At 59.2% G+C, this 14,543-nt stretch carries 14 protein-coding genes; 8 read left to right on the top strand and 6 right to left on the bottom strand.

Features of this window, described 5'->3' with window-relative positions; translation table 11 throughout:
- Window positions 1-73: 73 nt before the first annotated feature.
- Together tonB and RE418_RS17385 are read right to left on the bottom strand one after the other, a co-directional pair.
- Window positions 74-817, bottom strand: coding sequence for a TonB system transport protein TonB (tonB, locus tag RE418_RS17390; protein ID WP_049295747.1), 744 nt, complete (start codon window positions 815-817; stop codon window positions 74-76).
- Window positions 818-1,053: 236 nt separating this feature from the next.
- Window positions 1,054-1,707, bottom strand: coding sequence for an epoxyqueuosine reductase QueH (locus RE418_RS17385; protein WP_025303057.1), 654 nt, complete (start codon window positions 1,705-1,707; stop codon window positions 1,054-1,056).
- A gap of 175 nt (window positions 1,708-1,882) precedes the next feature.
- Between RE418_RS17385 and RE418_RS17380 the strand changes: the two genes are divergently transcribed.
- The gene (locus RE418_RS17380) at window positions 1,883-2,179 is read left to right on the top strand and encodes a YciI family protein (protein WP_004932096.1); all 297 of its coding nucleotides are present in this window, start codon (window positions 1,883-1,885) and stop codon (window positions 2,177-2,179) included.
- A 108-nt stretch (window positions 2,180-2,287) separates the two neighbouring features.
- Here the strand turns inward: RE418_RS17380 and RE418_RS17375 are convergent, their stop codons facing one another.
- Window positions 2,288-3,142 (bottom strand): LysR substrate-binding domain-containing protein, encoded by an 855-nt coding sequence (locus RE418_RS17375; RefSeq protein WP_261456413.1) that lies wholly within the window; start codon window positions 3,140-3,142, stop codon window positions 2,288-2,290.
- Window positions 3,143-3,233: 91 nt separating this feature from the next.
- Between RE418_RS17375 and RE418_RS17370 the strand changes: the two genes are divergently transcribed.
- Window positions 3,234-4,190 carry a DMT family transporter gene (locus tag RE418_RS17370; RefSeq protein ID WP_151428584.1) on the top strand — a complete coding sequence of 319 codons (957 nt, stop codon included), beginning with the start codon at window positions 3,234-3,236 and terminating at the stop codon, window positions 4,188-4,190.
- A gap of 24 nt (window positions 4,191-4,214) precedes the next feature.
- Here RE418_RS17370 and RE418_RS17365 read toward each other — a convergent pair whose 3' ends face one another.
- Both RE418_RS17365 and RE418_RS17360 read right to left on the bottom strand, forming a co-directional pair.
- Window positions 4,215-5,216: a LacI family DNA-binding transcriptional regulator gene (locus tag RE418_RS17365; RefSeq protein WP_025303060.1), complete on the bottom strand. Its 1,002-nt coding sequence runs from the start codon at window positions 5,214-5,216 to the stop codon at window positions 4,215-4,217.
- A gap of 70 nt (window positions 5,217-5,286) precedes the next feature.
- Window positions 5,287-5,841 carry a D-lyxose/D-mannose family sugar isomerase gene (locus RE418_RS17360; RefSeq protein WP_025303061.1) on the bottom strand — a complete coding sequence of 185 codons (555 nt, stop codon included), beginning with the start codon at window positions 5,839-5,841 and terminating at the stop codon, window positions 5,287-5,289.
- 228 nt (window positions 5,842-6,069) lie between these two features.
- Here RE418_RS17360 and RE418_RS17355 point away from each other — a divergent pair, with 228 nt between their 5' ends.
- The 5 genes from RE418_RS17355 to RE418_RS17335 all read left to right on the top strand — a co-directional run bounded on the left by RE418_RS17355 (window position 6,070) and on the right by RE418_RS17335 (window position 12,223).
- On the top strand, window positions 6,070-7,104 hold the full coding sequence (locus RE418_RS17355) for an NAD(P)-dependent alcohol dehydrogenase (RefSeq protein WP_043142480.1): 1,035 nt from the start codon (window positions 6,070-6,072) through the stop codon (window positions 7,102-7,104).
- A 4-nt stretch (window positions 7,105-7,108) separates the two neighbouring features.
- The gene (gene xylB / locus RE418_RS17350) at window positions 7,109-8,626 is read left to right on the top strand and encodes a xylulokinase (protein WP_151428586.1); all 1,518 of its coding nucleotides are present in this window, start codon (window positions 7,109-7,111) and stop codon (window positions 8,624-8,626) included.
- On the top strand, window positions 8,623-10,128 hold the full coding sequence (locus RE418_RS17345) for a sugar ABC transporter ATP-binding protein (RefSeq protein ID WP_060433196.1): 1,506 nt from the start codon (window positions 8,623-8,625) through the stop codon (window positions 10,126-10,128). Before xylB ends, RE418_RS17345 begins: the two co-directional genes overlap by 4 nt.
- Before the next feature lie 76 nt (window positions 10,129-10,204).
- Window positions 10,205-11,182, top strand: coding sequence for an ABC transporter permease (locus tag RE418_RS17340; protein WP_016927501.1), 978 nt, complete (start codon window positions 10,205-10,207; stop codon window positions 11,180-11,182).
- 33 nt (window positions 11,183-11,215) lie between these two features.
- Window positions 11,216-12,223, top strand: coding sequence for a substrate-binding domain-containing protein (locus RE418_RS17335; protein ID WP_025303066.1), 1,008 nt, complete (start codon window positions 11,216-11,218; stop codon window positions 12,221-12,223).
- 142 nt (window positions 12,224-12,365) lie between these two features.
- Here the strand turns inward: RE418_RS17335 and RE418_RS17330 are convergent, their stop codons facing one another.
- Window positions 12,366-12,929: a TetR/AcrR family transcriptional regulator gene (locus tag RE418_RS17330; RefSeq protein ID WP_025303067.1), complete on the bottom strand. Its 564-nt coding sequence runs from the start codon at window positions 12,927-12,929 to the stop codon at window positions 12,366-12,368.
- A gap of 127 nt (window positions 12,930-13,056) precedes the next feature.
- On the opposite strand from RE418_RS17330, the gene smfY reads away from it, so the two are divergent.
- A complete protein-coding gene (gene smfY / locus RE418_RS17325) occupies window positions 13,057-14,529 on the top strand; it encodes a multidrug efflux MFS transporter SmfY (RefSeq protein WP_399675347.1) in 1,473 nt (490 codons plus the stop codon).
- Window positions 14,530-14,543: the final 14 nt, after the last annotated feature.

Raw genomic sequence — 14,543 nt, 5'->3', positions numbered from 1 at the left:
GAGGAAGTCAAGGAGGGTAGTCAGATGAAGCGACAAACGATCAACACGCTTGATATCTGTCGCCAGATCTACCTCAGTTCAATTCGGTCGAGCCATCCAGCTTGAAGCGAATGTTGACGATGAGATCTTTCGCTTCTTTGGCTTCATAGCGCCATTTGCGTAGCGCCTGCTTCACTTCGCGCTCGAACATATTGCGCGGTTCGGCCGACAAGATACGCACGTTACTCAAGCGACCATCGCTGTCGACATCAAACTGGACCCTAACACTGCCTTCAATCTGTAAGGCCAGCGCGCGCGGCGGATACATCGGTTTGGACTGCACCAACGCCTTCGGCACGACCTCGCGCGAGTTCCCCTGCACTGGCGCGGCAGGCGCCTGTTTCACCGGCGCTTTGTCGATCGGCTTGGCCGGCGAATCGTTGTCGAACGGCGACGGTTCGCGCGGCTCGACTTTTTTCGGCTCCGGTTTAACCTGTTTTTCGACCTTTGGCTTCGGCTTAGGTTTTGGTTTCGGCTTGACCGGCTCCGGCTTCACGATCGCCTTCGGCGGCGGCTCCACAATAGGTTCCGGTTCTGGCTCCGGCTCAGGTTCGACCTGCGGCGGCTCCGGCTCGGCCGGCGCCGGCGGAGGCGGTTCGGCCATCGCGGCGGTATTGACCATCATGACGCTGATCGGCGCGTCCTCTGGCTTCGGCAGCTCCACTACTTCGTTTACCGAAGCGTAAAGCAATCCCGCCACCAGGGCGCTGTGCAGGCCTACGGACAAGACGAAAGGCACGGATATACGGCGATTAAGGAACATCTTTTTTAGCGGCATAATGATTCTGTTTCCTCTGGTTCGCCAAGTTTAAATGCAAATAGCAATCATATTCAATAACGAAAGGCAAACTATCGCTTTAATCGTCAGTATGCGCGGCTAAAACCAGCAAACTCATAAGGATATTAACCTGGCCGTTGCTTTTTTACCGCCGGGGCGACACGCTTCATTAACGTTTGGCCAGGCGTCAAAAAGTAAAAAACCCGCCGGAGCGGGTTAATTGCGGTGAGTCAGCGCTATTCTTCATCACCATAGTAAAGCACGCCCAGTTTGATCAGCGGTCGCCCTTGCGCCTTACGGTGCAGGTTGGTGTCGCGCAGCGAATAGACGCAGCCGCAGTATTCCTGCTGATAGAAGCGTTCGCGCTTGCTGATCTCTATCATGCGCGACGAACCGCCCTTCTTGCGCCAGTTGTAATCCCAGTACACCAGATCGGGATACTTTTCCGCCGCCCGGATGCCGCAGTCGGTGATCTGCTGCATATTCTTCCAGCGCGAGATACCCAGCGAGCTGGAGATAGTGTCATAACCATGCTCATGCGCATACAGCGCCGTGCGCTCGAAACGCATGTCGAAACACATGGTGCAGCGGATACCGCGCTCCGGCTCATTCTCCATCCCCTTGGCGCGGGCGAACCAGTTGTCGGTGTCGTAATCGGCATCGATAATCGGCACCCCGTGCTGCTCGGCGAAACGGATGTTCTCTTCCTTGCGCAGCAGATACTCTTTTTGCGGGTGAATGTTGGGGTTATAGAAGAAAATGGCGTACTCGATCCCGGACGCCTGGATCGCTTCCATCACTTCGCCGGAACAGGGCGCGCAGCAAGAGTGCAGCAGCAGTTTACTTTTGCCCGCCGGCAAATCGAGTTTTTCCCTTACCAGTTCCGTCATGTCCTCACCTCAATGGCATATCAGTTTAAGCGCGCCGCACTATACGAATAAAAAGTAGCGGCTTCAAGGCATAAGCGCCAATCCGCGGGGAAATTCGCCGCGTACCGTTCCCCTGCCGCGCCTTTTGCGATACCTTGGTAGCACCGTTTTATAGCCATGATTTTAAAGGTGAAACATGCTTTATCTGATCTACGCGCAAGACGTCCCCAACTCGCTGGAAAACCGTCTGGCGGTGCGCCCGGCACACCTGGCGCGCCTGCAGGCGCTGCGCGACGCCGGCCGCCTGGTGGTCGCCGGCCCTAACCCGGCCATCGACAGCAACGATCCCGGCGCCGCCGGCTTTACCGGTTCAACGGTGATCGCCGAATTCGCCTCGCTGGCGGAAGCCCAGGCCTGGGCGCAGCAGGATCCCTATATCGCCGCCGGCGTCTATGCCGACGTGACGGTGAAGCCGTTCAAACAGGTGTTCTGATCTCCAGCCCTCGAATACCGGGAACGCCCCGCGATACAGCGTTCCCGGCGCTAGCCACATCTCTCCGTCACCGTCATGCTCGATTCGTCTTCCCCACGCGGCCGATATTCATGTTCTCCCCCGTAAATACTCACCGATGACGCTTTCCAGCATCGCCACCGCCGGTTGGCTGGCGGCCGTGGCAGAACGGAGCAGTTGCACTTCATGTGGTGCGACCGAAGGCAATTCGTCGAGTATCCGCATCGCCGCCGAAACCCGTGCGCGGTCAAGCAGCGTGACGGCCAATCCTGCCTCGATGGCAGCCGCCACCACGCTGGCCGAAGGGCTGCTCACAACCACTCGCCAATGCCTTCCCGCCCTGGTCAATGCATCGATCATAGCCTCACGATAAGGGCAATCGGCGGCATGCAATGCCAGCGGCAGCGGCCGGTTAGCCTGCAGCGCCAGCGAACGGCCTCCAACCCACACTGGTACTGTCACCGCGAGCGGTGTCGGACACTGTCTCTTCGAGGGTTGAACCACCAGCGCAAGATGCAGCCGATTACGGCCAATTTGTTCCACCAGCGCCTGACTGGCAGCGGTAGAGACCTCCAGCTCCACCGCGGGGAAACTGTCGGCAAACCGCGGCAAAATATGGCGTATCACATGAGAAGCGTACTCATCAGGCAATCCCAATTTGATATGGCCGCTTAGCGGCGCGCCCTGCAGTTCCCGCAGAATATCGTCATGGGCGCTCAGCAGCCCGAGCGTCGATGCCAGCAGCTTGCTTCCCAGCGGCGTCAGCACCACGGCCTGATTGTCACGCTCCAGCAGGCGGCCGCCCACCACCTGTTCCAGGCGCTGGATATGCACGCTCACGGCGGCGGGGCTGCGATTGACAAATGCCGCCGCCGCGCGAAATTGCCCCAAACGTGCAATGGCGTGAAAAGTGCGCAAGAGATCGATATCCAATGTCGGCCGCATGATTTAACTCCATTAAACAACTGAACGAAAATTATTCGATTTATTAAATTATAGCCACACACTACCATCGGGCGGAAAGGAGGTGACCATCATGTCCCTGCCATCATTTCGCCCCTCGTCCCACTGCGGCAAACATCGCGGCAAAGCCGCCCTCTGGCTGGCTGCGGCCGAGGTTCTGCTGATCGTGGCCTGGAGCTCCGGTTTCGTCGGCATCCGCTTCGCCGCCGATTACGCGCCGGTGTTGCTGGTGGCGTTCTGGCGCTGCGTGGTCGTCGCTCTCGCGTTGCTGCCGTTTAGTCTGAACGCCATCAGGCGTGCATCTCCTCTGACGATAGCGGTTCACGCCGGGATTGGGTTGCTTGCCATGACCGGTTACCTGGCCGGCGTCAGCAAAGGCATCGAATATGGCGTGCCGGCCGGGTTGGCCGCACTCATCGCCGATTTGCTCCCTCTCGGCACCGCGCTGCTGAGCATGCTGTTGCAACGCCGTCTGCCCGATGGTCGCGTTTGGTCCGGCTTAACCTTGGGGGTTAGCGGGGTAACGCTGGCGACCGGCAGCGCCATCTCATGGGGAGAAGCCCCATTGTGGAGTTACCTGTTGCCGCTGGCGGGGATGCTCTCGCTCGCGCTGGCAACCCTGTGGCAGGAACGGCTGCCGCGGGCGCACGCAATGAGTTTGCCGGCCTCGCTGGGGATACAAAGCGCGGCTTCGGCGCTGGCTTTCGCCGCGCTGGCCGGCAATGAAGGCCCGCTGCTGCCCACGGTAACGACGGGGTTTGCGATCGGCGTGCTTTGGAACGCGCTACTGGCGACGCTGGCCGGTTACGGCCTGTACTGGTTGTGTCTAAAGCTCACTTCTGCGCTGCGCGTGACGAGCCTGCTGTTTCTCAGTCCCTTCGTTACCTTCTGCTGGGCCGGGTTAATGTTCAATGAACCCCTTTCCTGGCCCATGCTGCTAGGCGCGGCGACGGCAGGAAGCGGTTTGTGGCTGCTCATCCGTCCCGCCGGGCGGGATGAGCCAAAAACAGCGCAACACGCTGAAAAATGAAGGATAAGGAGAACGGGTGCGCCGTTACGCGACGAGTTTTCCTCGCACCACCACCTTGCCCGGTTTGATCTCGGGGTCGGCAATACGACGGATCGCCAGATTCAAGGCTTGCCAGGCGATCTCTTGCAAATCATGCGACACGCAAGGGAAATGGAAACCGTAGATCTCGGCATGCGAAACCTCATCGATGCTGAACAGCGACACGTCCTGCATCAACGGCAGCCGATGTTCGATACAGGCCTTGATGATACCCAGGGAGATCTGGTTATTGCAGCCGACGAAAAAGTCCGGCGCGCGGTGATTGGCCAGCCAGCGGCTCGTCTCTTGCCAGGCGACGTCCATAAAGAAATCGGCATACAGCACTTCAAACGACGCCACTTTCCCTTGCAACGCCGCCTGCAGCCCTGTGACCCTGTCCCGTGCAACGTTGGAGTTCTCCGGTCCGGACACCACCACCACCCGCTGCGCTTTCTGTTCCAAAAGCCAGCGCCCCGCCTGGAGACCGCAGTCCAGGTTATCGATATACACGCCGCTGCAGTGGCGATTGTCCAGTTCCCGGTCGATCAGCACCACCGGGATATTCAATGTTTCCAACCGTTTTAGATAGGAAGGCTGGTACAGATGATCGTTGGAAATGACCGAGAGAATGATCGCATCGACGTTGTAGCCAATCAGTTTGTCGATGATTCTGTCTTCGCTTTCCTGAGACTCATAGGAGTCGAACACCAGGGTGTCGTACCCCATTTTTTGCGCTTCAAGCGTCATCAGGCGTGTCAGGCCGCCAAAGAACGGGTTGGCCATATCCGGGTTGACGATGCCAATGGTTCTGCTGCTTTTCGCCCGCAGGTTGCGCGCCGCGGCATTGACCACATAGCCGAGTTCGGCAGCCGTCTCCCGAATGCGGCGCAGCGTTTCCGGATGAACCTTGTCCGGCTGTGAAAATGCCCGCGACGCGGTGATTTTACTGACGTTTGCCTGTGCGGCCACGCTAGCCAGCGTCGCTTTCCGTCCTCGACCCACTGCCAAATGCAGCTCCTTAGCTTAAAGTATCATTTTGTACCATTGGCAACATCATGACAGAACTTTCATCGTGGCGCTAATGGTTTACGCCTGCTAGGCGGTTAATCCGGGGATCGGTAAAGATATCCAGCTCGTCACGGCTCTCGGAAGAGAACTCGGACACCACTGCGCCCCGCTTCCCAGCCTGAAACCAGTGCCGGGTATTGGGGGCGATGGTGTATTGTTCGCCAGGCCGCAAGAGAATATAGCGATTGCAGGTGTACCAAGGTTCTGCGCCCTCTGGCACCCGACATACCGGTTCGCCGCCGGCATCATTAAGCGTCAGGTTTTCATCATCGACAAACAAAAACACCTCTCCCCAACGGCAACGGAACGTCTCTTGCTTGCCGGGTGTGCCGGCAAAGGGAGGATGTAAATGTTCCGGGCAAGTCTGACCAGGAAACAGCACCAGCTCTTTCGCGCAATACCGAGGTGAGTTGACATAGGTCAGCAGTTGCAGCCCTGAGACGGGATAGTCAGCCAAGCCAAACGTCGCAATTTCAATACGTTGCTGTTCTTCCTCAGTCAAAACAATGTCCGCCTCACGCAAGTATTCCAGCGTAGCGGCTATGGCACGTTGTTGTTTGTTCATCATTTCCCCTGCAAAGTAACGGTATCGATATCAGCATGCTGATATTAAAACCGTCATTGCATCGCCGATTTTGTGATCTTCATCCCTATATTGAATAACAACCCACCAGCAAAATTAACTCCCGTCGAGTAATTCCAACATCGATCACAGTTTAACCCCCCGCTTTAGCCCACTATCGCCGCATTGAAATGATATCGTTACCATAAAAATGATTCACCAGGAGGCAATATGAAAGCATTAGTGTTGGCCAAAGCGGGGGAAATCGCTATCGAGGACGTCCAGCTTGCCGAAACGCTGGGGCCCGATGATGTGCAGATAAAAATTCATTCCGTGGGCATCTGCGGCAGCGATGTGCACTATTACCAACATGGCCGCATTGGCCCGTTCGTGGTTAACGCCCCGATGGTGCTTGGCCATGAAGCCGCCGGCGTGGTGCTCGCGACCGGTAAAAACGTCACTCACCTCAGCGTCGGCGATCGCGTTTGCATGGAGCCCGGCATTCCCGATCTCAACTCGGCGCAGACGCGCGCCGGGATTTACAACCTGGACCCGGCCGTTCGCTTCTGGGCGACGCCACCGGTGCACGGCTGCCTGCGCGAAACCGTCATCCACCCCGCCGCCTTCACGTTCAAATTGCCGGACAACGTCAGTTTCGCTGAGGGCGCCATGGTGGAACCCTTAGCCATCGGCATGCAAGCGGCCACCAAAGCCGGGATCAAACCCGGCGATATCGCACTGGTGATCGGCGCCGGGCCGATCGGCGTGGTCACCGCCCTCGCGGCGCTGGCGGGCGGCTGTTCGGACGTCATTATCTGCGACCTGTTTGACGAAAAACTCGCCGTGGCGGCCAGTTATGAGGGGCTGCACGCCGTCAATATCAAAACCGGCGACCTGGCGGGGAAAGTGGCCGCGCTCACCAGCGGCAATGGCGCCGATGTCGTGTTTGAATGCAGCGGCGCCAAACCGGCTATCGCTACGCTGGCCGAGCATGCGGCGCCCGGGGCGACCGCCGTGCTGGTCGGCATGCCGATCGATGCCGCGCCGATGGATATCGTCGCCGCGCAGGCCAAGGAAATCACCTTCAAGACCATTTTCCGCTACGCCAACATGTACCCGCGCACGCTGCGGCTGTTGAGCAGCGGCAAATTGCGCGTCCAGCCGTTGATAAGCCAAACCTACAAGTTTTCCGACAGCGTAGCCGCTTTCGAGCGCGCGGCGGCAGGACATGCCTCGGACATCAAAATCATGCTGGAAATGGAGTGATCCTATGGCGCTCTATGCTGGCATAGACTGCGGTACGCAAGGCACGAAAGTCGTGATTGTCGACAGCACACAGGGCGTGATCCTCGGTGAGGGCAACGCCCCTCACCGTCTCATCAGCCAAGCCAATGGCCGGCGCGAACAAGAGGCCGACTGGTGGATTGAGGCGTTAGTCATCGCTTTTCGCCAAGCCGTGACTAACGCCGGCGTTGATGCACGGGAGATTCATGCTCTGGGGGTCTCGGGCCAACAACATGGGTTTGTGCCACTGGACGCAGACGGCAACGTGCTGCACAGCGTCAAGCTGTGGTGCGATACCGAAACCGCAGAGGAAAACGAACGACTCCTGCAACAGCTCGGCGGAGCCAACGGCTCGCTGGAAACACTCGGCCTGCGGATCGCCACCGGTTATACCGCGTCAAAAATCCTTTGGTTCAAAACACACCATCCGGCGCTCTGGGCAAAACTGCACACCGTGTTGTTGCCTCATGATTATTTGAACTTCTGGCTGACCGGGGAGCGCGTAGCGGAATATGGCGACGCTTCCGGCACCGGGTTGTTCGATGTACGCACCCGTCGCTGGAGCAAAACCGCGGTCGATCTCATCGACGACAGCGGCCGCCTGTGGCAAGCCCTGCCGCCGCTCAAAAGCGCGGAATGCTGCATCGGCACGGTGCGCCCCGCCGCCGCGGAAAAACTCGGCCTCGGCCCGGCAGTTCGGGTATCGACCGGCGGCGGCGACAACATGATGGCGGCCATCGGTTCCGGCAACATCGAGGCCGGCACCCTTACCCTGAGTCTGGGCACCTCCGGCACGCTATTCGCCTGGTCTGCCGCCCCCGTCGCGGCGGAGTCGGACATGATTGCCGGCTTCTGCTCCAGCACCAACGGGTGGCTGCCATTGATTTGCACCATGAATGTCACCTCGGCCACCACTGCGGTACAAATGCTGCTGGACGAAGACCTTGCCGGCTTTAACGCTTTGTTGACGCAGGCCGCGCCCGGTGCAGGCGGTGTCGAGATGCTGCCGTTCTTCAATGGCGAACGTGTTCCGCCGTTGCCCCACGCGCGCGCCAGTCTGCATAACCTCGATAGCGACAATTTTACCCGTGCCAATCTCTGCCTGGCGGTAGTCGAAAGCGCTACGTATGGGTTGCGCTATGGCATCGAGCTGTTTCGCCGTCAGGGCATCGAAGCGCGCGAGATCCGCCTCACCGGCGGCGGCGCCCGCAGCGCCGCCTGGCGACAAATCGTCGCGGACGTGATGGGGTGCCCGGTAGTCTGTCTGAAAGCCAAAGAGACCGCCGCGCTGGGCGGCGCCATTCAGGCGATGTGGGCGACGACGTTGGCCGACGATCCGCAGCGGAACGCCGGCGCGTTGCTGGCCGAACTGTGCCAGCGTTTCGTTGCGCTGGATGAGGCCACGCGCACACGGCCACATGCTGGCAGACAGGCGCAATACGAGACGCTTTATCAACGGTACCTGCAACGCTTGCAGCAGACCTATCCGGAGGTGCAACTGTGACGCGAGATCCCCAGACGCAAGCGCCCGCCTACCTGCTGGAGGTCAGCGGCGTCAGGAAAGCTTTTGGCCCGGTCGTGGCGCTCAAGAATGCGGAGTTTTGCCTGCGGCGTGGATCCATCCATGCCCTGTGCGGCGGCAACGGCGCGGGTAAATCCACCTTTCTCAGCATTCTGATGGGCTTTATTCAACCCGATGGCGGCGACATTTTTATCAATGGCCAACGCTGTGAATTTCATCATCCCCGGGAAGCCCTCAACGCCGGCATCGCCATCGTGCAGCAGGAACTGAGCGCGATCCCGGATCTGACGGTGGCCGAAAACATTTGGCTGGGCCGCGAGCCGAGACGCCTAGGGTTCGTCGATTTCGCGACGCTCAATCAACGCACCACCAGCTTGCTCAAGGAACTCGATTTCAAGATCGACGCCCGAGAGAAAATGCGCAACCTGAGCGTCGCCGAGCAGCAGTTGGTCGAGATCGCCAAAGCGCTGTCGCATGCCAATGCCGACATCATCATCATGGATGAACCCACCTCGGCGATTGGCGAGGAGGATGCGCAAAAAATCTTTCAGACGCTTCAGCAACTGGCGGCGAAAGGTAAAGGCATTATCTACGTCTCCCACCGTTTGTCAGAGATATTCCAAATCGCGGACAGCTACACCATTTTCCGCGACGGCGCCTATATCCATGAAGGCTATATCGCTGACATTACCCGTGAGCAGCTGATCGAACACATTATTGGCGGCGAGTACGACAGCGAGTTCGCCAAATTCAATCAGCCCGGTGAAGAGGTCTTGCTGGAGGTCAACAACCTGTGTTGGCGCAGCAAGATAAAAGATATCAGCCTGCAACTGAAGCACGGTGAGATCCTGGGCATCTACGGCCTGGTGGGATCGGGCCGCAGCGAGTTTCTCGATCTTATCTTCGGCATTCAGCATGCCGACAGCGGCACGATCCGCTTGGGTGACAAGACGCTGAACCGCCATTCTCCGCGCAAGGCCATCGACAGCGGTATTGCCTACGTGACGGAAGATCGCAAGGAAACCGGCCTAGTGCTGTGCCGTTCCGTCAGTGAAAACATCAATATCGCCTCTTTTGCCGGCATCAGCCGGATGGGGTTTGTCAGCGAGAAACGGGAGCAGGCGCGAACCCGCGACATGATCCAGCGCTTCAACGTTAAAACCCACGATGGCGAACAACCCGTGGGTAACCTGAGCGGCGGCAACCAGCAAAAAGTGGTGCTGGGCCGTTGGGCGCTGCTGGATCCGGAGGTTTTGCTGCTCGACGAGCCGACGCGCGGCATCGACGTCGGCGCCAAGAAAGAGATCTACCGATTTATGTCGGAGTTCGCCTTGCAAAACAAAGGGATCATCATGGTTTCCTCCGAGCTTTCGGAAATTATCGGCATGAGCGATCGCATATTGGTGTTTCGCGACGGGCAGTTGGCCGGCGAGCTTTCGGCGGCCGATGCGACCCAGGCAGCACTGATGAAACTTGCGGTTTAACAGAGAGAGAAAAAAAATGAGCAGCGCCCACTCCTTATCACCAGGAATTTCATTTTTCACCCGCAATAAGCGCCGTATGCACAAATACGGCATTATCATCGCCTTTTTCGCCCTGTGCCTGATCGTGGCGCTGATTGGCGAATATCAGGTCGCTCAGGGGGCCTGGAGCAGCAATTATTTTCTCAGCAATGAAAACACCCTGATCGTCCTGCGCCAGGTCTCGATCAACGGCATTCTGGCGATCGGCATGACCTTCGTCATCATTACGGCCGGCGTCGATCTCTCCGTGGGCTCGGTGCTGGCGTTAAGCGGGATCGTCGCCGCTCGCTTCGCCACCAACAACAGCGGATTAGCTATCGGCGACACCGCGACCGCCGTCATGGCGCCGCTGATTGTGGCGCTGGGCATCGGCATCGTTTGCGGCCTGGTGAACGGCACCGTGTTAGCCCGTTATCGGCTGCAGCCGTTTATCGTCACCATGGGCATGCTCTCCGCGGCGCGCGGGTTAACCATGTTGACCACCAACGGCAATCCAGTATCGCAATTGAACAGCGATTTCCGCTGGTTAGGCAATGGCTATGTCGGCGGCGTTCCGGTGCCCGTCATCATCTTCATCGTGCTGTTCGCCCTCGCCTGGCTGGTGCTGAATAAAACCCTCTTCGGGCGTTACATCTACGCCGTCGGCGGCAACCCGAAAAGCGCGCGCACCTCGGGGATTAACGTCACCCGCATCAAAATACTGGTGTATACGCTGTGCGGCGCACTGGCCGGCATCGCCGGCCTGATCCTCACCGCACGCACCGGTTCGGCGCAGACCAACGCCGGCGCAGGGTATGAGCTGGACGCCATCGCGGCGGTGGTGATCGGTGGCACCAGCATGGCCGGCGGTGTCGGTACGCTGGTCGGCACCTTCTTCGGCGTGCTGATTATCGGGGTGATGAATAACGGCCTCGATCTGCTCGGCGTGCAATCGTATTACCAACAAATTATCAAAGGCGCATTGATCGTTCTTGCCGTATTGCTCGACCCATCGCGTAAGCAACAGCGCGATTAATAACATCAGACCCAACTCTACCAGGAGAAAACCATGAATAAGACCAAGATAGCGTTGTTTGCCTCTGCCATGATGCTCGGTAGCCTGTCGGCAGCTCAGGCCGCCCCGGTAAAAATCGCGGTATTGATGTACGGCAACAAAGCCGAGTTCGTGCAATTGATGGAAAGGTTCGGGAAGGAACACCCGGCGGTGAAAAGCGGCGAAGCCGTGCTGACCTTCTACGATGGGCGTTATGATGCATCGGTGCAAAACGATCAGGCCGCCACCGCTATCCAAACGCGCGCCGATGCCATTATCGTCAACCCGATGGATTTTGAGGCCAATATCGATATCGTCACTAATGCCAACGAAGCCAAAATCCCGGTGGTGGTCACCAACGCGCGCCTGAACACGGACGCGATGACGTCTGAAGTGGTGTCTAATGACGAGTTGGGGGGGTATCTGGAAGCCAAAGCCGTCCTGGACAAACTCGACTGCAAGAACCAGAAGGTGAATGTGGTGATTATCGAAGGCCCGAAAGGCGGCAGCGGCGAGATCCAGCGCGGCAAGGGTAACGATAAAGCGATTGCCGAGTGCGGCGCCGGCCAGGTCACGGTACTTGAGCGCAAAACGGCCAACTGGTCACGCGCGGAAGCGCAGCCGCTGATGGAAAACTGGCTGCAGAAGCACCGGGGTAAAATCAACGGCGTGATTGGTCAAAACGACGAGATGGCGCTGGGCGCTATCGAAGCGATCAAAGGCGCTGGCCTGAATGTGAAGGACTTCGCGATTGCCGGCGTTGACGGCGTCTCCGACGCGATTCATGCGGTGCAGGCCGGTGAAATGGTCTCTATTCTGCAAGATGCCAAAGGCCAGATGCAGGGTTCCATCGACGTCGCGCTGCGCGCCGTGAAAGGTGAAAGCTATCAACCACAGTCGGATATCTGGAAACAGTACGCCAAGGATCTGAAATGGGAGGGTGGCACGCAGAAGCATTACTACATTCCGTGGACCGTCGTTACCACAGAGAATGCCCAGCAACTGTTGGACGCGCGCAAGTAATGTCCGGAGCCCCCTGCACGCAGGGGGCCTTTGCTCCGAAGCTTGCCGCAGGCAAAAAAAAGCCAGCACGGAGTGGCTGGCTAAAAAGTTCTTCGAGGGAATATCTTGTGCGATAAACATACGCCTTTCACTGCGGGCTTTACTAGCTATCAGTGCGATAGGCACCCTCAGTTAAAATCAACGCCTGCATATCGGTGAACATCGTTTCCCATTCCGCCTGGTCGATATCCATCAAACCAAAGTAACGCAGCATAAAGGCGCCTTCGGTGGCGAGAAACGCCAGGCGCGCGCGCTTGCCTTCTTCCGTCGTCAAATCCAAACCGGCGATGCGGCTGCGATACCATTCACGCGTGCTCGCCAGATGCTCCGGCGTTTGAATCAGCGTCGCCATTAGCCCGGCGGCCTTGGCGCTGGCGGTCTGATCCGAGCTTTGCGTCGCCAACATATGCGCCCGCACGCCGGTCTGCGGCGAAGGATCGTCACCGGCGATAGCGGCGAACAGCGTCTCGTAGGCACTGCCCCAGCGATCGAACATGGCATCAATCAGGGCGTCTTTGCTGCCGAAACAGTACTGCACCCCGCCCTTGGAGATCCCCATCGCTTTGGCGACGGCGTCAATGGTCAAGCCGGCGGCGCCCTGGGTGGCGACGATCTCTTCGGCGGTGTCCAAAACTTTGTCGCGATCGATGCTGCGTTGACGTCCCATTAAGAAACCCTTCTTTTCAATACGAACGTATGGATATATATTATCGCCAGTATACCACCCGGCATCGCCGGAGGGTTACCACAATGGCGGCGCCTTCGCGCCGCCCACGTTAACTGGATTATGACTTATGTACGCCAAGAACCGCTGGTTAATCCTGACAATGGTCGCCAGCGCCCTGTTCCTGATTGTTATCGACATGACGGTGCTCTATACCGCTCTGCCACGCTTAACCCAGGCGCTGGACGCCAGCGCCTCGCAAAAACTCTGGATCGTCAACGCCTACCCGCTGGTGGTCGCCGGGCTACTGCCCGGCGCCGGCATGCTGAGCGATCGCATCGGCCATAAGCGGCTGTTTCTCGCCGGGCTGCCGGTGTTTGCCGTCGCTTCGCTGTGCGCCGCTTTCTCGCCCACCGCCGAGTGGCTGATCGCCGCGCGGGTATTCCTCGCCGTTGGCGCGGCAATGATGATGCCCGCCACGCTGTCCATCGTGCGCCACGTCTTTACCGACGAACGCGAACGCGCGCTGGCGATCGGCATCTGGGCCTCGGTGGCCTCCGGCGGCGCGGCCATCGGCCCGGTGGTCGGCGGCCTGCTGCTGGAGTATTTCTGGTGGGGATCGGTGTTCCTGATCAACGTACCGGTGGTGTTGCTGGTCTGGCCGCTGGCGTGGAAACTAATCCCCCGCTGCGGCGGCGATAACCCGCGCCCCGCCGATATCGTCGGCTCGGTGCAGATCATGATCGGTCTGGTCGGCGCTATCTATGCGCTGAAGGAACTGAGCAAGCCGGCGCCTGGCCTCAGCGCGTTGCTCGCAGCGGCCCTGATCGGCATCCTGTTCCTGGTGCTGTTTGTGCGTCGTCAGCAGCGCAGCGCTCACCCGATGATCGATTTCTCCCTGTTCCGCAACCGGCTGTTCGCCGGCGGCATCGGCGTGGCGTTGCTGTCGATGGTGGCCCTGATCGGCGTCGAGCTGGTGCTCAGCCAACGCTTGCAACTGGTGCTCGGCCTCAGCCCGCTGCAGGCAGCGCTGTTCATCTTGCCGATCCCGCTGGCCTCGGCGCTGGCGGGGCCAATGGCCGGTTTACTGTTGCCGCGCTACGGTGAGCGCAGCATCATCCTCGGCGGTTTCGTCCTGACCGCCTTCGGCATCGCCGGCCTCGCCCTGTGGTATCAAAGCAGCATGGCACCGCAGCTGGTGAGCCTGGCGTTGGTGGGCTTTGGCCTCGGCGGCGTGATCACCGCCGCGTCCACCGCCATCATGCTGAACGCGCCGGAGGAGAAATCCGGCATGGCGGCCTCTATCGAAGACGTCTCCTACGAGCTGGGTGGCGTGCTGGGCGTGACGCTGCTCGGTGGGTTGATGACGGCGGTCTACAGTCACAGCCTGGCGCTGCCGGCGGCGCTGCCGGTCAGCGATCTGGCCTACGACAGTATCGACGAAGCCCTGCGTCTGGCCGCCGGAATGGCGGCCGATCGCGCGCAGCAGCTGACGCAGCTGGCGCGTTTGGCCTTCGATCGCGCCTTTATTACGGTGCTGATCGCCGCCGCGCTGTTAATGGCGCTGGGCGCCGGCGTGGTAAAACTGGCGCTGCGCAAGTAACCGATAAAAGCGGC

Origin of the sequence: Serratia sp. szju (genome assembly GCF_044594185.1) — a bacterium.
GTDB lineage: Bacteria > Pseudomonadota > Gammaproteobacteria > Enterobacterales > Enterobacteriaceae > Serratia > Serratia bockelmannii.
The sequence above is the reverse complement of the archived record's forward strand: the minus strand, read 5'-3'. Positions and strand labels throughout refer to the sequence as shown.